Source organism: Rhodovarius lipocyclicus, assembly GCF_009900765.1.
Classification (GTDB): domain Bacteria; phylum Pseudomonadota; class Alphaproteobacteria; order Acetobacterales; family Acetobacteraceae; genus Rhodovarius; species Rhodovarius lipocyclicus.
The window spans coordinates 25,534-43,571 of the sequence record NZ_JAAABL010000003.1; the positions used below are offsets into that span (position 1 = coordinate 25,534).

The following is an 18,038-nucleotide window of genomic DNA, read 5'->3' on the forward strand; positions in this document are numbered from 1 at the left end:
ATGTGATGTCAGGATGAACGATGCAGGCAATGGAAACGGAAACGTCCCGGATCATCGTGGTGGGCGCCGGCGTGGTGGGGCTGGCGGTCGCCTGGCACCTGGCCCGCGCGGGCGCGGCCGTGACCGTGCTGGACCCGGAGGAACCGGGCTCCGGCGCGTCCTCGGGCAATGCGGGGGCGATTTCCTCCAGCTCCGTGGCGCCGCTGGCCATGCCGGGGGTGCTGAAGCAGGTGCCGGGCATGCTGTTGCGCCCCGATGGCGCGCTGCGCATCCCGCCCAGTTATTTCCCGCGCCTGATCCCCTGGCTGTCGCGCTTTCTGGCCAGCGCCCGCCCCGCGCGCGTGGCCGAGATCGCCGATGCCCTGGCCCTGCTGCAAGCGGGCGCTGTGGAGCAGCACCGCGCCATGCTGGCCGAGGAGGGCGCGCTGGACCTGCTGCGGGAGACCGGCCAGCTGCACCTGTATTTCGACGACGCCCACCTGGCCAAGGATGCCGGGGGCTGGGCGTTGCGGCAGAAGCACGGCCAGAGGCTGGAATACCTGCGCGGCGCCGAGCTGCACGCATTCCAGCCCGGCCTGTCGCCCCGCTATCAGCTGGGGGTGCTGATGCGCGACCTCGGCGCCAGCACCAACCCCCGCCGCCATGCGGAGGTGTTCGCGCGCGGGGTGGAGCGCATGGACGGCCGCATCCTGAAGGGCGCCGTGCGCGCGCTGATCACCGAAAACGGCCATGTCACGGGCGTTGCCACCGATGCCGGGCCGCTGCCGGCCGATCGCGTGGTGCTGGCGGCCGGGGCCTGGTCCGCGCAACTGCTGCGCCCGCTCGGCTACCGCATCCCGCTGGAAAGCCAGCGCGGCTATCATGTGGTGCTGCCGAAATCGGGGCTCGATCTGCCGCGCATCGTGGTGGCGGCGGACCGCAAGGCCTTCATCTCGCCCATGGAGATGGGCGTGCGCGTGGCCGGCACCGTGGAGTTCGGCGGGCTGGACCGCGCGCCCGACCCGCGCCGCGCCGCCTATCTGCTGGAGGACATCCGGCGCGTCTTCCCCGCCGCCAGCACCGAGGGCGCGGAGGGCTTCTGGATGGGACATCGCCCCTGCCTGCCGGACAGCCTGCCGGTGATCGGCCCGGTGGCGCGCTGGCCGGGGCTGTGGTGCGCTTTCGGCCATGGGCATCTGGGGCTGACGGGCTCAGCACCCACCGGCGCGCTGCTGGCCCGCGCCATGCTGGGCCCGGCCCCCAACACCCCGCTTTCCGCCTTCGCCCCGGAGCGCTTCACATGAGCCGACCCAGTACCGCCGAGATCGCGCGCGGGGTGCTGAAGCTCGCGGCGCCCACCACCATGCTGTCGCTGATGCAGGCCTTCGCCCTGCTGGTCGAGACCTTCATCGCCGCCCGGCTGGGGCGCGGGCCGCTGGCGGGCTATGCCACGGTGCTGCCCTTCGCCCTGCTGCTGGGGCAGATGAGCGCGGGGGCGATGGGCGGGGGCGTGGTCTCGGCCATCGCCCGCGCCCTGGGCGCGCGGCGAGAGGATGAGGCGAGCGCCATGGTCAAGCACGCGCTGACCATCGCGCTGTGCTTCGCCGGGGGCTTCATCCTGGCCATGGTGGTGCTGCCCCATCTGATCCTGGGCGCCATCGGCGGCGCGGCGGCGGCCGAATACGGCGCGCCCTTCGCCATGGTGTATTTCGGGCTGGGGGCGGTGCCGGCCTGGCTGGCCAATACGCTCGCCTCGGTGCTGCGGGGCGGCGGGCGGCACGGTATCGCGGCACGGGTGAACACGCTGGCCTGGATGCTCTCGCCGCTGCTGGGCTGGGTGCTGGCGCTGCCGCTGGGCCTGGGGCTGCCTGGCTTGGGCATCGGCTTCGGCGTGGCGATGTGGGCCGCGGCCATCGCCCAGAGCGTGATGGTCTGGCGCGGCGGCGCCGGGTTCCGGCCCAACCTGTCGGTGCCGTTCCAGGGGGCGCTGTTCCGGCGCATCCTGTCCGTGGGGGCGGTGGCCTGCGCGCTGGCGGCGGTGTCAAACCTCACCACCATCCTGGTCACGGCGCAGCTGAAGGGCTACGGGCCGGCGGCGGTCGCGGCTTATGGCGTCTCGGCGCGGCTGGAGTTCCTGATGATCCCGCTCGCCTTCGGGGTGGGCTCGGCGCTGACGGCGCTGGTGGGGCGCGCCGTGGGCGGCGGGGATTGGGAGCTGGCGCGCCGCACCGCCTGGGTGGGCGGCGGCATGGCCTTCGCCGTCTGCGCCTTGGTGGGTGGGGCGGTGGCCATCTTCCCGGGCGGTTTCGCGGGCGTCTTCGCCTCCGACCCCGAGGTAAAGGCGATCGCGGAGCTGGCGCTGTCCTGCATCGGGCCGGCCTTCGCCGGGTTCGGTCTGGGCATGGCGATGTATTTCGCGGCGATGGGGGCGGGGCGCATGCGCTGGCCGGTGGCCGCGGGGCTGTCGCGGCTGGGGCTGGCGGTGCTGGGCGGGGCCTTTCTGGGCCAGGGGCTGGGCATGGGGCTGGTCGGGCATTTCCTAGCCGTCGCGGCGGGGATCACCGCCTATGGTCTGATCGCGGCGGCGGCGGTGCAGCCGCGCGAGTGGGCGCCTCGGCTTTCCGTTTCCTGAGGCGGAATGCCTCAAAATAGAGACGAAATCCGCAAAAAGATTTTGTGCTTGAGTTGAGCCACCCTATGGCTCGCGGACAATCATCTGTTTTGACCGCAGAAAATCCACATCACGCGGATGTGTTCGCAACCGCAGCGCAATCACAAGTTTTGGTGATTGCGAGTGGGGCATGGCTTTGTTTCGATCAGAACAGATCATTCCCGACCCGTTCCGTTCTGTCCCCTTTCCCAGCGGAGGGTAGCCATGGCTCACAGAGCCCCGTCCCAGCCGGCATTCGCACGCCAGGCCTCCTATCTGCGCAAGGGCGCTTCCCATGCGGCCGTGCGCCAAGCCAGCCGCGCCGAGCAATGGGGGGACCTGTGGGCGCTGACCCGCGCCCTGCTGGTGCTGTTCGGTGGGGTGGCGCTGGTCGCGCTGGCCTTGGTCTGAGGGACGGTCAGCCCGCCATCAGCCCCTTGCGCAGGGCCACGAATTCCCGCACCGCGGCCGTGAAGCGGGCACAATCCGCATCGCTCACCGGCAGGCTGAGGGCCGCCATGCCGCGCCGGGCCAGATAGAAACCGGCCTCCAGCATGTCGAAGAAGAACAGCTCCCGCAGCTTCTCCTCGGCGGGTTCGGCCTTGTAGGGGCGGGTGATCTCGCCGGTGCGGAAATGCACGCACATCATGCTGCCGATGCCGGTGAACTGCATCGGGACACCGGCGCAGGCTTCGTTCAGCGCGGTGCGCAGGGCCTCTCCGCGCGCGTGCAGGGCGGTCACGGCCTCGCCCTTGAAGATCTCGCCCATCGCCACGCAGCCGGCGGCCATGGACCACACATTGTTGTTGAAGGTGCCGGCATGGGGCAGCGTGCCGGGCTTGTGGCCGTCGAACACGCCCATGATGTCCGCCCGGCCGCCGAAGGCGCCGAAGCTCATGCCGCCAGCCATGTATTTGCCCAGCGTCGTCAGGTCCGGCGTGATGCCGTGCAGCTTCTGCAAGCCGCCCTCGGAGTGGCGGGAGCTCATCACCTCATCGAAGATCAGCAGCGCGCCGGTTTCGGTGCAGGCGTCCCGCAGGGCGGCCAGGAAGGCGCGGCTGGCCGGGATGCAGCCGCCCGAGCCCAGCATGGGCTCCACCAGCACCGCGCCCAGCTTGCCCTTCAGGGCGCGGATGGCGGCGGCGGCGCCTTCCGGGTCGTTGTAATCCATGAAATGCAGCGGCAGCGGCACGTTCACCGCGTTCTTCTCGCTGGCGAAGGTCATCACGCCGCCATGATAGCCACCGCGCGCCACCATCACGTCGGACAGGCCGGTGAAGCCCCGCGCGGCGGCCAGCGCCATCATGTTGGCCTCGGTGCCGCTGTTGGTGAAGCGCACCAGGTCGAGCGACGGAAAGCGCGCGCATAGGATGGCGGCCAGCTGCCCCTCGCGCTCACCGACCGAGGCGAGGTTGATGCCGTTGTCCAGCGCGGCCTTCACCGCATCCAGGATGCGCTTTTCGGAATGGCCGAACAGGCCCGCGGTGTATTCGCCCAGCAGGTCCGTGTATTCGCGCCCGTCCACATCCCACAGCCGGGCGGCCTCGCCACGCGCCATGGCGGTGGGGAAGGGGGTGTAGAACAGCACGGAGCGGGTGTTGCCGCCGGGCATGTATTCCCGCGCCTTGGCGTGGATCGCGGCGCTTTGCGGCCGCGCCGCGCCGTAGCGGGCATGCGCGTCGGCGAGGGCTTCTTCCAGGGTGGAATTCACGGGGGAGGCGTGGTCGAGCGGGCTCATGCCCACAACCTCGCCCCGTCAGGCGCGTGCGGTCAAGCGGCCGCCTGCTGAATGGCCGAGAGAGTCCACGGGCCGCCCTGCGTGCGCATGAAGGTCCACAGCTCGGTCGCCGTGGTGCGGCGGTTCGGATCGCCCTCCACCACCGCGCCATCGCCCTGGCGGCGCGTCACGTCGATCAGGCTGAAGCGCATGGCGACGGTGCAGTAGTCCCGCGCGCCCTCGCGCCAGGATTCGGCCACATCGCCTTGTTCCAGCTTCACGTCGCGGGTCTCGTTGCGCCAGCCGCGCGCGGCGAGCGCCGCGTAGTCGTCGCGGAAATACTGCACCATCTCGGGCGTGGAGATGCGCTGCAGGGCGCTGAGGTCCTGCGCGGTCCAGGCGCGGTTCACCTCGACCAGCGCGGCCTCGAAGCTCGCCAGGTCCTGCGGGCCGATCCCGATCTCATCGACATTGCCACGCGGGGCGGCGCCGGCGCCGCCGGAGGAGCGCGGCATGACCGGTTCCGGCGCCATGTTCTGGCGCGGCATGCCGGCCAGGGCGGGTTCCTGCTGCGGGCGGCGCTGCAGGAAGGCGCGCACCAGCATCACCAGCCCGATGATCAGGCCGATCTGCAACAGGAAGCCCATGATCCCGGCCAGGCTGCCGAGGCCCGAGAAGAATCCGGACCCCGCCAGCAGGCCGAACAGGCCAGCGCCCAGCATGCCGGCCATCAGCCCGCCCATGAACGGGTTGCGCTGAAAGAAGCCGGGCCGGGCGGGCTGCGCCACGCCGGGCATGGGCCGGGGTGCGGTGGGCGCCACATCGGGGCGCGACACCGGCGGGGGCGGCTGCTGCGTGCGCTCGAAGGTGGGGGCCGTGCGCGGGGCCGTGTTGGTGGCGGGCGGCGCGGAGAAGGTGCGGCTGCCACGGCTGCCGGAGGAAATGCCGCCACCTGGCCGCGCATCGGCGAGAGCGGGCGCGAGCGCAAGCAGGGCCGCCGCGGCGATGGCCATGAAACGGGCAGGGGAACGCATGGGTGACTGGCTCCGGGTCTTTATCGAGATGGACGTCATGTAAGAACTCTCATGCCCGATTGCGATGGGGTGCCACAACCCAGAAGATTTTATTCAGGAGGACCCGCCCTATGCGCCTGACAGGATGGCTTTCAGCCTTGGCTTTGACCGTGCTGGCCGGAACCGCCCCCGCCCAGACACCGGCCCGTGTCTTCCGCCTGGCCACCAGCGTGGATGCCGCGACACTCGACCCGCACGCGAACAACGCACTCTATACCTATCTGCTGCTGCAACAGATCTATGAGCCGCTGACCCACCGCGCCGACAACCAGGTGGTGATCCGCACGGTGGTGGTGGACTGACGCCGCTCAGCGCATCGCGAACAGTTCCTGTTGGAACTGCTGCGTGACCGGCAGGCCGTGGCGGGCGAAATCCTTCCGCAGCACCTCGCCGAAGCCCACCGGTCCGCAGAACCAGATGCTGGCCTCGCGCCATTCCGGCACGGCGTTGCGGATGCGTTCGCCGCTCAGCCGGCCGTCGCGGGCATCGTGCAGCACATGCAGGCGGACATCCGCGGCCTCGGCATCGGCGCGCATCTTGGTAATGGCTTCCTCGCTGTAGTCGGTGGTGGAGTGGAACAGGTCGATGATCTGCCGTGGCGCCGCGCCACCAGCCTTCCGCCTCTGCGCCAGAAACTGCATGCGGGCGATGAAGGGCGTGATGCCGATGCCGGCCCCCACCCAGATCTGGCACGGGCGGTCATCCTCGAAGGTGAAGCAGCCATAGGGGCCTTCGACCCGCACGGGCTGGCCCACGCGCAATGTCGTATTCAGGCGGCTCGTGTGGTCGCCCAGCTCCTTGGCGATGAAGCGCAGGCGGTGCTCGGCCGGGTCCCAGGCGGAGGCGATGGTATAGGGATGCGCGCCCTCGGAGGTGTCGGAGGTCACGAAGGCGAATTGGCCGGCCTTGTGCCCCGGCCAGCCGGCGGGGACATCCACCTCGCCCTCCAGCACATGCAGCGGCGCGTAGTAATGCAGGCTGGCGATGCGCCCTTCCACCTTCCGGTCCGCGCCCACGCGGCGCAGCAGCACCAGCACGGCGGCCACGGTGCCATAGGCCAGCAGCGCGGCCATCAGCACGCCCAGCGGGCCGGCCCAATTGTCGAATTGCAGCAGCACGGCACTGTGAAACACCAGCACCAGATATACGGCCGCGAGAATGCGGTGCGTCCTGTAGAACAGGTGGTAGGGGATGCGCTGGACCAGGGCCACCGCGATCAGCAGCACCGAGGCATAGAAGGCCCATTCCCCCACGCCCTCGGCCGCACCGCGCAGAGAGAGCAGGAACTGCTCGGCCGCATTGTCCACGGCGGGCCTGGGGCCGCGCTGCGGCCGAGCCAGCCAGCCCAGGCCCACGGCCCATTTCGGCCCCTGCGCCCACAGCCAGTGCGCACTCCCCAGCGCCAGCCCGCCGATCCCGAGCCATTTGTGCAGGCGGTACAGCTTGTCGAGCCCGCCGAACCGCCCCTCCAGCCAGCGCGGCCGCGTGGCCAGGATCATGGCCAGGCTCATGCAGCCCATCGCCAGCACGCCGCTGTACTGCACCATGAAACCGCGCAGGGCGAAGAAGCCGCCAGGCGCCAGCACGCCGGGATTGGCCAGCAGCCAGAGGCCGCTGAGCAGGGCGATGCCCCAGCAGAGGGCCAGTTGTATCCGCCTCATCGGTCCGATCCTCGCGTCAGTGCCGCGCGGGTTAGTAGCTTTTCGGCAGCCCCAGCACCTTTTCCGCGATGAAGCAGGAAATCAGATTGGGGCTGACGGGCGCGATCCAGGGGATATGCGCCTCCCGCAGCAGCCGCTCCACATGGTATTCGCGGGCATAGCCGAAGCCGCCATGGGTCATCACCGCGTTCTGGCAGGCTTTCAGCCCGGCCTCGGCGGCGAGGTATTTCGCCGAATTCGCTTCCGCACCGCATTCCATGCCGCGATCGTAACGGTTTCCGGCCTTCAGCACCATCAGCCAGGCGGCCTCCAGCGCCATCCAATCCTGCGCCAGCGGGTGCTGCACGCCCTGGTTCTGGCCGATCGGGCGGCCGAACACCTGGCGCTCCTTGGCGTATTCGGTGGCGCGAGACAGCGCGGCCCGGCCGATGCCCACTGCCTCCGCCGCGATCAGCACGCGCTCCGGGTTCAGCCCATGCAGGATCATGCGGAAACCCTGGCCTTCCTCGCCGATCCGGTCCTCCAGCGGGATCTCGTAATCCTCGAAGAAGATCTCGTTGGAATCGACGGCGGCGCGGCCCATTTTCGGGATCTCCCGCACCGAGGCACGGGTGCGGTCCAGCGCGGTGTAGAACAGTGACAGCCCCTCGGTGGGCTTGCGGCATTGCTCGATGGGCGTGGTGCGGGCCAGCAGCAGGATGCGGTCGGCCACCTGCGCGGTGCTGATCCACACCTTCTGGCCGTTCACGATGTACTTGTCGCCGCGGCGCTCCGCGCGGGTCTTCAGCTTGGTGGTGTCCAGCCCCGTGGTGGGCTCCGTCACGCCGAAACACGCCTTTTCCTGGCCCGCGACCAAAGGCGGCAGGAAGCGCGCCTTCTGCTCCGCCGTGCCGAACACCACCACCGGGTTCAGCCCGAAGATGTTCATGTGCACGGCCGAGGCCCCGGACATCCCGGCGCCGGAGGCCGCGATGGTTTCCATCATGATCGCGGCCTCGGTGATGCCGAGGCCGCTGCCGCCATATTCCTCCGGGATGCAGATGCCGAGGAAACCGGCCTCCGCGACCGCCGCGTAGAAATCATGCGGGAAACTGTGGCTCTCCTCCCGCTCCAGCCAATAGGCGTCGGTGAAACGTTGGCACAGCGCGGCCACGCCGTCGCGGATGGCCTGCTGCTCGTCGGAAAGCTCGAAATCCATGGTGTCGTTCCTCAGGCCGCGGTCTTGATCATCGCCGCGCATTTCTCGCCGATCATGATGGAACCGGCATTGGTGTTGCCCGACAGCACGGTGGGCATGATGGAGGCGTCGGCCACCCGCAGCCCCTCGATGCCATGCACCTTCAGCTGGCTGTTCACCACGGCGCCGTCATCCTCGCCCATGCGGCAGGTGCCGGAGGGGTGGTAGATGGTGTTGCCGTGCTGGCGGCAGAATTCCAGCAGGTCCTCGTCGCTGGCGGCGGCGGGGCCGGGGAGGAATTCCTCCGCGATCCAGGGCCTCAGCGCGTTGGTCGCCGCCAGGCGCCGGCCCAGTTGCAGCCCGGCCACCATGCAGTCGCGGTCCGTCTGCGCCGTCAGGTAATTGGCGTGGATCAGCGGCGCGTCCTCCACCCGGCCGGAGGCGAGGGTGATCGTGCCCCGGCTTTCGGGGCGCAGCTGGCACACGCTCATGGTGAAGCCCGGGAATTTGTGCAGCCCGTCGCTCATCTTCTCCGCGCTGAAGGGGATGAAGTGGAACTGCACGTCCGGCGTCGCCGATTGCGGCAGCACCTTCGCGAACAGGCCGGAGGTGGCGGCGGCATAGGTCAGCGGGCCGGTGCGCTTCAGGATGTATTCCAGCCCGGCCTTGAACTTGCCGAAGGGGCTGGCCAGCACATCGTTCAGCGTGACCTTCTGGGTCGCGCGGAACAGCAGCCGGGCCTGGAAATGGTCCTGCAGGTTGCGCCCCACCCCCGGGGCGTGGCGCAGCACGGGAATGCCATGGGCCCGCAACTGCTCGGCATCGCCGATGCCCGACAGCATCAGGATCTGCGGCGAATGAATGGCCCCGCCCGAGAGCACCACCTCCCGCCTCGCGCGCAGCTGCTTCACCTGGCCGCCCTGGTTGTATTCCACGCCGACGCAGCGACCGTCCTCGATCAGCAGGCGGCGGGTCTGGGCGCCGGTCTCCACCCGCACATTGGGTCGGGCAGGGCGCAGATAGGCGGTGAAGCTGGAGCAGCGCCGCCCATTGCGGGTGGTGGTCTGGTACCAGCCGGCACCTTCCTGGACGATGCCGTTGAAATCCCGTGTGCGGGGCAGGCCAATTTCCACCGCGGCCTCGATGAAGGCGGCGGAGATGGGGTTGCTGTCGCGCAGGTCGCTGACGGCCAGCGGGCCGCCCGCGCCATGGATGGCGTCCGCACCGCGCTCATTGTCCTCCGCCTGGCGGAAGAAGGGCAGCACGTCCTCGAACCCCCAGCCCCGGCAATCCATCTGGCGCCAATGCTCGAAATCCTCCACCTGGCCGCGCAGATAAACGAGGCCGTTGATGGCGCTGGTGCCGCCCAGCACACGCCCGCGCGGCCAGGGGATGCGCCGGCCGTGCAGCTCCGGCTCCGGCTCGGTCATGAAATTCCAGGAGATGGTGGGGTGATACATGGTCTTGGCGTAGCCGACCGGGATGTGCAGCCACGGGTTATTGTCCCGCCCGCCGGCCTCCAGAAGGGTCACGGTGGCACCCGGGATCTCCGCCAGCCGCCCCGCCACGGCACACCCCGCCGAGCCCGCGCCGATCACGATGAAATCGGTATCCGCCTGCATGTTTCGCTCCCGTTTCGCGCATGGTCCCGGGAGTTGGGACGGCGGTCAATCCATCATCCGCAGGTTGACGCTCTGTCCGCGAGGCCGGAGAAACAGGTGGAGGAGACGCAAGAATGAACGGTTTCAGGGCACTTCTCGGTGAGGCGAACTGCCTGACCGAGGCGGCCGACATCGCCCCCTATGCCACCGACTGGCGCGGCCAGCAGGGCGCCATGCCCGCCGCCGTGGTGCGCCCGGCCACGGTGGAACAGGCCGCCGGCGTGCTGCGCCTGGCCGCCGAGCACGGCATGCATGTGGTGCCCAATGGCGGCCGCACCGGGCTTTCCGGCGGCGCGCTGCCCATTCCCGGCAATGCCCCGATCCTCATCGTCTCCCTGGAGCGCATGCGCCGCATCCGCGCGTTGGACCCGGTGGACATGTCCATCGCCGTGGATGCCGGCATCACCGTGCAGGCTGTGCAGGAGGCGGCACGGGAGGCCGGGCGGCATTTCCCCCTCAGCTTCGGGGCACAGGGTTCGGCGCAGATCGGCGGCGCGCTGTCCACCAATGCGGGCGGCATCAACACGCTGCGCTACGGCAACGCTCGCGACCTGGTGCTGGGGCTGGAGGTGGTGCTGCCCGACGGCCGCGTGCTGGACGACATGCGCCGCATCCGCAAGGACAACACCGGCTATGCCCTGCGCCACCTGTTCCTGGGGGCGGAGGGCACGCTGGGGTTGATCACCGGGGCCTCCCTGAAGCTGTTCCCGGCCCTGCGCACGCGGGAGACAGCCTTCCTCTCCGTGCCCTCGCCGCATCACGCGCTGCGCCTGCTCAGCCGCATGCAGGATTCCGGCGCCGATCTGGTCGCGTTCGAGCTGATGGACAGCCATCTTGTGGAACTGACCGTGGGCTATGTGCCCGGCCTGCGAATGCCAGTGCCGATGACCACGCCCTGGTGCGTCATCATCGAGGCGGGCTCCCCGCACCCCGCCGCCCCGGTGCGCGAATTGATGGAATCCGCCCTGGCCGAGGCGCTGGATGCCGGCGAGGCCATCGACGTGATGCTGGCCGAAAGCGAGGAGGCCCGCACCATGATCTGGCGCATCCGCGAAAGCGCGCCGGAGGCCTCGCGCTCCACCGGCCCCGCCGTACCGACCGACACGGCCGTGCCGGTTTCCGCCGTGCCGGAGTTCCTGGACGCGGTGCTGGCCCTGTCCGAGGCCCGCTGGCCGGGGATGCGGGTGGGGGCCATGGGCCATCTGGGCGACGGCAACATCCATATCAGCCTGCATGGCCCGGCCGGCATGCCGCGCGAGGAATGGCTGCGCCAGGCCGGCGGCTTCGCCGAGGCGGTGAACGAGCTGGCGGTGCGGACGGGCGGCAGCTTCTCGGCCGAGCATGGCATCGGCCTGACCAAGCTGAAGGGGATGAGCACGCTGAAGAACCCCGTCGCCGTCTCCCTGATGCGGGCCATCAAGGGGGCCATCGACCCCACGGGGCTGATGAACCCGGGCAAGGTGCTGCCGCCCGGGTGATCCCTCATTTGCGCAATTGCGCTGCGCCGCCGTCATTCGCTAGCCATGGCGCATGGCACGCATCCCCATCCACTACGACAGCTTCATGATCTCCAACGGGCTCAAGGGCTCGGAGCGGGCGAATGTCGGGCGGATCAAGCATCACACGCTGGTCCGCGACGCCGACGACATGACCGTCTCGGCCTATGACCACCACATCGCCCGGCTGACGAACATCGTGCCGGGGGATGTCTCCACCTTCCGCACCATCTGCCTGGAATGGCGGATCGTGGTGGTGGTGCGCAACCCGGGGGTGTCCACCCTGCGGGCGGGCAATCTGGGCATCGGCGTCACCGGCAAGCCGGAGGAGGACAAGCAGGGCCTGAAGGTGGGCAACGATGTGGTGCGCCGCGCCAATGGCGAGCTGATCGTGGGCGACTACGACCTGATGTCCGTCTGGGCCGCCGAGGGCCATGGCTATGAGAAGATCGAGTTCACCCGCGATGGCTCGGGCCACGGCGCCAAATGGACGAACCCGGAGGCCGAGCGCCTGTTCCTGCGCTTCAATGCCAGCCTGACCATCAAGCTGGAACACGGCGCCAATGACGACTGGAAGACGGACAACCCCATCTATCAGAACATCCGCAACAATGGCGTGATCGGCCACCGCAGCTATGTCGCCTTCACCGATACCGGGGACTACAAGTTGCTCGGCTCCCCGGGGGCGTTGAAGTCGTATTATCTGAACGTGCTGAAGGTGGATTGGCCGTATTCGGTCTAACCCAGCTCCTCCCACGCCGCCCGCGCCAGCTTCGCGATCGCCAAATACGCGCCCGACTGCCCCGGCAGCCCGTCGGGCAGCGTATCCGGCAGCCAATCGGCGTAGGCCGCGATGGCGAACAGCGGCTTGCCCTCCTTCCATACCACGCCCACATCGCTGCGCCCGCGCTTGCTGCGGCCGGTCTTGTTGGCGATGCGCGTGCCCCAGGGCAGCAGGAAGGGGATCATCCCCCGCAGCCGCTGCCAGCTCATGATCTCCAGCCCCTCGGCGCAGAGGTCGGGCGTCAGGCCCATCGCCTCCGCCTCGATGGCGTCCTCCGCACCGCGCAGGATGGCGCGCAGCAGCCGCACCTGGTCGGCCGGGGTGGTGGTGGCGGTGGCCTCGGGCGGGTGGTTCCAGGGCAGGTCGGGGTTGGGTACCAGCCCGCGCAGCCGGGTGTTCGCCATGCCGATGCCATGCGCCCAGGCGGTGACGGTATCCACCCCCACCTCCTTCAGCACCAGCTGCGTGCTGACATTGTCGCTGGTGATGATCATGTTCACGATGGCATCGCGCAGCGAGTATTCCGTGCCCGGGGTCATGTACTGGTAGGTGCCGCTGGTGATGTTGGCCTGCAGGTCGGCGGTGATGGTCAGCTTCTTCGACAGATCCAGCCGCCCGGCCCGGGCGCCGGCCAGCGCGCACATCATGATCGCCACCTTCCGCGTGCTGGCGGAGGGCTGGACGATCGCCTCGCCCCGGCCCCAGCCCCGGCCGCTGCCGTCCAGCGCCTCGATGCGATAGGTCAGGGTGAAGGGCTGTGCGGCGGCGATGCTCTCGAACCGGTCCATGGCTTGCGCTCCCGTCATGTCCGGACAAGGCTAGGCCCGAAGCAGCGGAGGCGTCGAGAGCATGAGCTACCATCCATCCTGGCGGGGCGTGACCTTCCATGACGTGGTGCCGGAGGGCACGCTGACGCCCCGCGCCTTCCTGGAGGATTGCCTGGAGCGCATCGCGGAGCGCGAGCCTGTCGTCCGCGCCTTCACCGCCATGAATGTCGAGGACGCCCGCGCCGTGGCCGACGCCGCGACCGCGCGCCGCGCGGCGGGCCGCCCGCTCTCGGCCATTGACGGCATGCCCATCGCGATCAAGGACCTGATCGAGACGCGCGACATGCCCACCCAGATGGGCTGCGCCGCCTATGCGGGCAATTTCCCCAAGCGCGACAGCGCCATGATCCAGGCATTGCGGGAGGCCGGGGCGGTCATCCTGGCCAAGGCCGTGACGACCGAGCTGGGCCAGAGCGAGCCCGGCCCCACCACCAACCCCTGGAACCCCCGGCACACGCCGGGCGGCAGTTCCTCGGGCAGTGCGGCGGCGGTGGCCGCGGGTTTCGTGCCGGTGGCCATCGGCACCCAGGTGGGCGGCAGCATCATCCGCCCCGCGGCCTATTGCGGGAACTGGGCGCTGAAGCCCAGCCAGGGCGCCATCCATCGTGGTGAGCGCCAGGGCACCAGCCAATCCACCGCCGGCCCCCACGCCAATTGCGCCGAGGATGCCTGGCTGGTGGCGCGTGAGATCAGCCGCCGCGTGGGCGGCGACCCGGGCCACCCCGGCCTGCAAGGCCCCTTCACCGTGCCCGAGCCGCAGCGCCCCATCCGCATCGGCGTGATGCGCACCGAGATCTGGGACCGCATCCCCGCCGCCGCGCGCGATGCGTTCGAGCAGTTGGTGCGCTCCCTGTCGGTCGAGGTGCTGTGGCCGGAGGAACACCCGCTGCTGGCGGCCTTCGAGAAGCGCCTGAGTCACGCGAATGCCGTGGGCGGGCGGATCACCAGCTTCGAGAACCGCTGGAGCCTGTGCAACCTGCCGCGCGACAAGCTGGCCGCCCGCACCCTGGCGCGGCTGGATATCAGCATGACCTACACCGCCGAGGATTATCACGTGGCGCTGGTGGAGCGGCAGGCGATGCGCGCGGCCCATGCGGCGCTGGCGCCGGTGGTGGACATGCTGATCGCGCCGTCCTGCCCTGGCCCCGCGCCGGTCTGGGACCCCCTGGCGCCCGATGCCGACGACAACCCGCGCCCCACCGGGGATGCCGCGTGCAACGCGGGCACCTCGGCCCTGGGCGCGCCGGCCGTGACCATGCCGTTGCTGGCGGTGGGCGGGCTGCCCATGGGCGCGCAGGTGGTGTGCCAGCCGGGTGAGGATGCGCGCGCCATCGCCTATGCCCGCTGGCTGTATACCCACACCCCGGCCGTGGTGGTGTAACGGGCTGGCCGCTTGAAACACCGCGGGCGCTCCCTTAGCTTACGGAAAGTTTAGCTTTGCCTGCGGTGTCTGCCGCGCCCGCCATCCCAGGCGGGCGCCCTGCCATGTGATCCGTGCGGCGGCGAGCCACATCGCATCGAAGGCGGCCGGATGGACCACAACATCTCCCTGATCACCACGCTGGCCGCCGGTTTCGGCATCGCCCTGCTGCTGGGCTTCATCGCGGAGCGCCTGAAAGTGCCGGCCCTGGTCGGCTATCTGCTGGCCGGCATCATCATCGGGCCCGGCACGCCGGGCTTCGTGGCCGATGTGGGGCTGGCGGGCCAGCTTTCGGAAATCGGCGTGATGCTGCTGATGTTCGGGGTGGGGCTGCATTTCTCCCTGAAGGATTTGCTGGCGGTGAAGCGCATCGCGGTGCCCGGGGCGGTGGTGCAGATGACGCTGGCCACGGCGCTCGGCATGGCGACCGGCCTGTGGTGGGGCTGGAGCTGGGGGGCGGGGCTGGTTTTCGGCCTGTCCCTGTCCTGCGCCAGCACCGTGGTGCTGCTGAAGGCGCTGGAGGCGCGGGGCGTGCTGGAAAGCATGAACGGCCGCATCGCCGTGGGCTGGCTGGTGGTGGAGGACCTGGCGACCGTCCTGGTGCTGGTGCTGCTGCCCCCGCTGGCGGGGGTGCTGGGCGGCACGGTCGTGGCCGCGCCCTCGGGCGACGCGCTGTGGCTGACCATCGTGAAGACGCTGCTGCAGGTCGCGGCCTTCATCGCGCTGATGCTGGTCGCGGGGCGGCGGCTGCTGCCCTGGCTGCTGTGGCAGGTGGCGCGCACCGGGTCGCGCGAATTGTTCACCCTGGCCGTGGTCGCGGCCGCCATCGGCATCGCGGTGGGCGCGGCGGAGCTGTTCCATGTCTCCTTCGCGCTGGGGGCGTTCTTCGCGGGGATGGTGATGCGCGAATCCGAATTCGCGCACCGCGCCGCCGAGGAATCGCTGCCGCTGCGCGATGCCTTCTCGGTGCTGTTCTTCGTCTCCGTCGGCATGCTGTTCAAGCCCGCCATCCTGATCGAGCAGCCGCTGCATGTGCTGGCGGTGGTCGGCATCATCATGATCGGCAAGTCCATCGCGGCGCTGGGGCTGGTGATCATGCTGCGCTACCCGCTCAGCACGGCGATGATCGTCTCGGCCAGCCTGGCGCAGATCGGCGAATTCTCCTTCATCATGGCCGGGCTCGGCGTCTCGCTCGGCATCCTGCCCGCCGAGGGCATGAGCCTGATCCTGGCCGGCGCCCTGATCTCCATCGCGCTGAACCCGGTGCTGTTCGCGGCCATCGAGCCCGCGCGGCGCTGGATCATCAAGCGCTCCCGCACCGCCCGCCGGCTGGAACGCCGCACCGACCCCTATGCCCAGCTGCCCATGACGACGGAGCGCAAATACCTGGAAGGGCAGGTGGTGCTGGTGGGCTATGGCCGGGTGGGCCGGCGCATCGCGGCGGCGCTGGATGAGCGCGGCATCCCCTATGTGGTGGCTGAGCAGAACCGCGAGATGGTGGAGGATCTGCGCCATCGGGGCCTGGCCGCCGTGTCGGGCAATGCGGCGGACCCGGCGGTGCTGATCCAGGCCCATATCGCCCAGGCGGCGATGCTGGTGGTGGCCACCCCGGACACGCTGGGCGTGCGGCAGATGGCCGACACCGCGCGCAAGCTGAACCCGGGCATCGAGATCGTGCTGCGCACCCACAGCGAGGAGGAATCCGAACTGCTGCGCAGCGAGAACACCGGCACGGTGTTCTTCGGCGAGGAGGAGCTGGCGAAGGGCATGACGCGGCATGTGCTGACGCGCTTCGCACCGAAGCAGAAGGGCGGGCACTAACCCCCGGGCGCTGTCACCTTGATGCCCGCGCCTTCCAGCGCCGGGCGCAGGTGCTGGGCGATGGCCAGCGACCCGGGCGTGTCCGAATGGAAGCAGATGCTCTCGAAGGCGATGGGGCGGTCGTCGCCTTCGACCGTGCGCACCACGCCGTGCTGGCAGGCGCGCAGCACCTTGGCCGCCACCGCCTGCGGGTCCGGCCGGCCCACCTGGCGGGCGAAGACGATGGCGCCGCTGTTGTCATAGTCGCGGTCGGCGAAGAATTCCCGGATCACCGGCTGGCCTTCCTCCCGCGCGATGCGGGCGGTGACGGAGATATCCATGCAGAACAGGAAGGCGGTGGGCGCCACCTTCCGCAGGGCGCGCACCAGGGCGAGGGACATTGCCTCATTCTGCGCCAGCTCCATGTACAGCGCGCCGTGCGGCTTCACATGGGCGATGGCGCCGCCGTGCCGGGTGGCGAATTCCCGCAGCGCGCCGAGCTGGTAGAGGATGTCGTTGACCATCTCCTCCGCCCCCGCGTTGATGCGGCGGCGGCCGAAGCCGCGCAGGTCGTCGAAGCCCGGATGCGCGCCGATCGCCACCCCGTGCCCCACCGCCAGCCGCACGGTCGCGTCCATCAGCGCCGGATCGCCCGCGTGAAAGCCGGTGGCGATGTTGGCGGAGGTGATGTGGGGCATCAGCGCGGCATCGTCGGTCTCGCCCAGGCGCCAATGGCCGAAGCCCTCACCCATGTCGCAGTTGATGTCCACCTGCATGCGCCTGCTCCTTCTCGCGGATGCGAAGCGTAGCAAAGAAAACGGCGCGGAGGTTGCCCCCCGCGCCGCGCTTTTCCTGGAAAGGAAAAGTCCTTCAGACCTTCGACTTGTAGATGTCGATGATGTCGGACAGCAGCTTCAGCGCCTCTTCCTTCGGGCGCTGGAAGGCGTTGCGGCCGACGATGGAGCCATTGCCGCCGCCGGCATGGATGGCGCGCACCTCGTTCAGCAGCGCATCGGCGCCCTTGGCCTCACCGCCCGAGAACACCACCAGGCGACGGCCGTTGAAGCAGGCCTTCACGATGTGGGCGAAGCGGGCAGCCGCGTCGTCCTCGACCGGGTAGGAGGCGTAGGTCTTCTTCGCGGCATCCAGCGAGATGGCGGCCGTGGGCGGCTTCACCTTGATGATGTGCGCGCCGACCAGGGCGGCGATGTGCGCGGCATAGGCCGCGATGTCCAGCGCCGTCTCGCCGGTCTTGTCCAGCATCGGGCCGCGCGGATAGGACCACACCACCACGGCCAGGCCCGCGGCCTTGGCCTCGGCGGCTAGCTCGCGCAGCTCTTCCATCATCTCGAACTGGTATTCGCTGCTCGGGTAGATGGTGAAGCCGATGGCGGAGCAGCCCAGGCGCAGGGCGTCGGCCACGGTGGCCGTCACGGCCTGGTCCTTCAGCGTGGCCAGGCTGTTGGAGTGGTTGACCTTCAGGATGGTCGGGATGCAGCCGGCATAGGAAGCGGCGGAGGCCTCCAGCGCGCCCAGCGGCGCGGCATAGGCGTTCAGCCCGGCCTCGATGGCCAGCTCGAAGTGATAGTGCGGGTCATAGGCGGCGGGGTTCGGCGCGAAGCTGCGGGCGGGGCCGTGCTCGAAACCCTGGTCCACCGGCAGGATGACCATGCGGCCCGTGCCGCCCAGCTTGCCGGTCATCAGGATGCGGGCGAGGTTCGCCTTGGTCCCGGGATTGTCGCTCTCATACCAGGAGAGGATTTCCTTGACCTTACGGGTGAGCTTCATCTGTG

The 18,038-nt window shown here is 69.6% G+C and carries 16 protein-coding genes; 8 read left to right on the forward strand and 8 right to left on the reverse strand.

Translation table 11 applies throughout. From position 1 onward, the window contains the following. The first annotated feature begins 29 nt into the window (after window positions 1-29). The 3 genes from GT007_RS05285 (at window position 30) to GT007_RS05295 (ending at window position 3,040) form a co-directional block, all read left to right on the forward strand. Window positions 30-1,283 (forward strand): NAD(P)/FAD-dependent oxidoreductase, encoded by a 1,254-nt coding sequence (locus GT007_RS05285; protein ID WP_160120539.1) that lies wholly within the window; start codon window positions 30-32, stop codon window positions 1,281-1,283. After that, window positions 1,280-2,611 carry an MATE family efflux transporter gene (locus GT007_RS05290; RefSeq protein ID WP_160120540.1) on the forward strand — a complete coding sequence of 444 codons (1,332 nt, stop codon included), beginning with the start codon at window positions 1,280-1,282 and terminating at the stop codon, window positions 2,609-2,611. Before GT007_RS05285 ends, GT007_RS05290 begins: the two co-directional genes overlap by 4 nt. 243 nt (window positions 2,612-2,854) lie before the next feature. Further along, window positions 2,855-3,040, forward strand: coding sequence for a hypothetical protein (locus tag GT007_RS05295; protein ID WP_160120541.1), 186 nt, complete (start codon window positions 2,855-2,857; stop codon window positions 3,038-3,040). Window positions 3,041-3,047: 7 nt separating this feature from the next. On the opposite strand, the gene GT007_RS05300 is transcribed toward GT007_RS05295, so the two are convergent. Both GT007_RS05300 and GT007_RS05305 read right to left on the reverse strand, forming a co-directional pair. Continuing rightward, window positions 3,048-4,367, reverse strand: a complete 1,320-nt coding sequence (locus tag GT007_RS05300; RefSeq protein ID WP_160120542.1) for an aspartate aminotransferase family protein — start codon at window positions 4,365-4,367, stop codon at window positions 3,048-3,050. A gap of 32 nt (window positions 4,368-4,399) precedes the next feature. After that, window positions 4,400-5,380, reverse strand: a complete 981-nt coding sequence (locus GT007_RS05305) for a TIM44-like domain-containing protein (protein ID WP_160120543.1) — start codon at window positions 5,378-5,380, stop codon at window positions 4,400-4,402. Between the two features lie 137 nt (window positions 5,381-5,517). Here GT007_RS05305 and GT007_RS05310 point away from each other — a divergent pair, with 137 nt between their 5' ends. Beyond that, a complete protein-coding gene (locus GT007_RS05310; RefSeq protein ID WP_160120544.1) occupies window positions 5,518-5,721 on the forward strand; it encodes a hypothetical protein in 204 nt (67 codons plus the stop codon). A gap of 6 nt (window positions 5,722-5,727) precedes the next feature. Here the strand turns inward: GT007_RS05310 and GT007_RS05315 are convergent, their stop codons facing one another. The 3 genes from GT007_RS05315 to GT007_RS05325 are packed head-to-tail and all read right to left on the reverse strand — an operon-like array spanning window position 5,728 to window position 9,879. Continuing rightward, on the reverse strand, window positions 5,728-7,080 hold the full coding sequence (locus tag GT007_RS05315; protein ID WP_160120545.1) for a ferredoxin reductase family protein: 1,353 nt from the start codon (window positions 7,078-7,080) through the stop codon (window positions 5,728-5,730). 31 nt (window positions 7,081-7,111) lie between these two features. After that, window positions 7,112-8,278, reverse strand: a complete 1,167-nt coding sequence (locus GT007_RS05320) for an acyl-CoA dehydrogenase family protein (protein ID WP_160120546.1) — start codon at window positions 8,276-8,278, stop codon at window positions 7,112-7,114. A gap of 11 nt (window positions 8,279-8,289) precedes the next feature. Next, entirely contained in the window at window positions 8,290-9,879 is a 1,590-nt protein-coding gene (locus GT007_RS05325) for a GMC family oxidoreductase (protein ID WP_160120547.1), read from the reverse strand. A gap of 113 nt (window positions 9,880-9,992) precedes the next feature. Here GT007_RS05325 and GT007_RS05330 point away from each other — a divergent pair, with 113 nt between their 5' ends. Both GT007_RS05330 and GT007_RS05335 read left to right on the forward strand, forming a co-directional pair. Then, window positions 9,993-11,396, forward strand: coding sequence for an FAD-binding oxidoreductase (locus GT007_RS05330; RefSeq protein WP_160120548.1), 1,404 nt, complete (start codon window positions 9,993-9,995; stop codon window positions 11,394-11,396). 52 nt (window positions 11,397-11,448) lie between these two features. Beyond that, window positions 11,449-12,156, forward strand: a complete 708-nt coding sequence (locus tag GT007_RS05335; protein ID WP_160120549.1) for a hypothetical protein — start codon at window positions 11,449-11,451, stop codon at window positions 12,154-12,156. Here the strand turns inward: GT007_RS05335 and GT007_RS05340 are convergent. Beyond that, a complete protein-coding gene (locus GT007_RS05340; RefSeq protein WP_160120550.1) occupies window positions 12,153-12,986 on the reverse strand; it encodes a serine hydrolase in 834 nt (277 codons plus the stop codon). The genes GT007_RS05335 and GT007_RS05340 overlap by 4 nt on opposite strands. Before the next feature lie 61 nt (window positions 12,987-13,047). On the opposite strand from GT007_RS05340, the gene GT007_RS05345 reads away from it, so the two are divergent. Both GT007_RS05345 and ybaL read left to right on the forward strand, forming a co-directional pair. Beyond that, complete coding sequence (locus tag GT007_RS05345) at window positions 13,048-14,406, forward strand: amidase (protein WP_160120551.1); 1,359 nt, start codon at window positions 13,048-13,050, stop codon at window positions 14,404-14,406. A 150-nt stretch (window positions 14,407-14,556) separates the two neighbouring features. Further along, window positions 14,557-16,266: a cation:proton antiporter domain-containing protein gene (ybaL, locus tag GT007_RS05350; RefSeq protein ID WP_160120552.1), complete on the forward strand. Its 1,710-nt coding sequence runs from the start codon at window positions 14,557-14,559 to the stop codon at window positions 16,264-16,266. Here ybaL and GT007_RS05355 read toward each other — a convergent pair. Further along, window positions 16,263-17,021 (reverse strand): 5-oxoprolinase subunit PxpA, encoded by a 759-nt coding sequence (locus GT007_RS05355; protein WP_160120553.1) that lies wholly within the window; start codon window positions 17,019-17,021, stop codon window positions 16,263-16,265. The two genes, ybaL and GT007_RS05355, sit on opposite strands and share 4 nt — an antisense overlap. Before the next feature lie 94 nt (window positions 17,022-17,115). Continuing rightward, complete coding sequence (locus GT007_RS05360) at window positions 17,116-18,033, reverse strand: class I fructose-bisphosphate aldolase (protein ID WP_160120554.1); 918 nt, start codon at window positions 18,031-18,033, stop codon at window positions 17,116-17,118. Window positions 18,034-18,038 lie beyond the last annotated feature (5 nt).

What these genes read in the sequence shown, in the direction of transcription:
- GT007_RS05285 (WP_160120539.1), top strand. Translation starts at nt 30, where the DNA reads ATGGAAACGGAAACGTCCCGGATCATCGTGGTGGGCGCCGGCGTGGTG.
- GT007_RS05290 (WP_160120540.1), top strand. Translation starts at nt 1,280, where the DNA reads ATGAGCCGACCCAGTACCGCCGAGATCGCGCGCGGGGTGCTGAAGCTC.
- GT007_RS05295 (WP_160120541.1), top strand. Translation starts at nt 2,855, where the DNA reads ATGGCTCACAGAGCCCCGTCCCAGCCGGCATTCGCACGCCAGGCCTCC.
- GT007_RS05300 (WP_160120542.1), bottom strand. Translation starts at nt 4,367, where the DNA reads ATGAGCCCGCTCGACCACGCCTCCCCCGTGAATTCCACCCTGGAAGAA.
- GT007_RS05305 (WP_160120543.1), bottom strand. Translation starts at nt 5,380, where the DNA reads ATGCGTTCCCCTGCCCGTTTCATGGCCATCGCCGCGGCGGCCCTGCTT.
- GT007_RS05315 (WP_160120545.1), bottom strand. Translation starts at nt 7,080, where the DNA reads ATGAGGCGGATACAACTGGCCCTCTGCTGGGGCATCGCCCTGCTCAGC.
- GT007_RS05320 (WP_160120546.1), bottom strand. Translation starts at nt 8,278, where the DNA reads ATGGATTTCGAGCTTTCCGACGAGCAGCAGGCCATCCGCGACGGCGTG.
- GT007_RS05325 (WP_160120547.1), bottom strand. Translation starts at nt 9,879, where the DNA reads ATGCAGGCGGATACCGATTTCATCGTGATCGGCGCGGGCTCGGCGGGG.
- GT007_RS05330 (WP_160120548.1), top strand. Translation starts at nt 9,993, where the DNA reads ATGAACGGTTTCAGGGCACTTCTCGGTGAGGCGAACTGCCTGACCGAG.
- GT007_RS05335 (WP_160120549.1), top strand. Translation starts at nt 11,449, where the DNA reads ATGGCACGCATCCCCATCCACTACGACAGCTTCATGATCTCCAACGGG.
- GT007_RS05340 (WP_160120550.1), bottom strand. Translation starts at nt 12,986, where the DNA reads ATGGACCGGTTCGAGAGCATCGCCGCCGCACAGCCCTTCACCCTGACC.
- GT007_RS05345 (WP_160120551.1), top strand. Translation starts at nt 13,048, where the DNA reads ATGAGCTACCATCCATCCTGGCGGGGCGTGACCTTCCATGACGTGGTG.
- ybaL (WP_160120552.1), top strand. Translation starts at nt 14,557, where the DNA reads ATGGACCACAACATCTCCCTGATCACCACGCTGGCCGCCGGTTTCGGC.
- GT007_RS05355 (WP_160120553.1), bottom strand. Translation starts at nt 17,021, where the DNA reads ATGCAGGTGGACATCAACTGCGACATGGGTGAGGGCTTCGGCCATTGG.
- GT007_RS05360 (WP_160120554.1), bottom strand. Translation starts at nt 18,033, where the DNA reads ATGAAGCTCACCCGTAAGGTCAAGGAAATCCTCTCCTGGTATGAGAGC.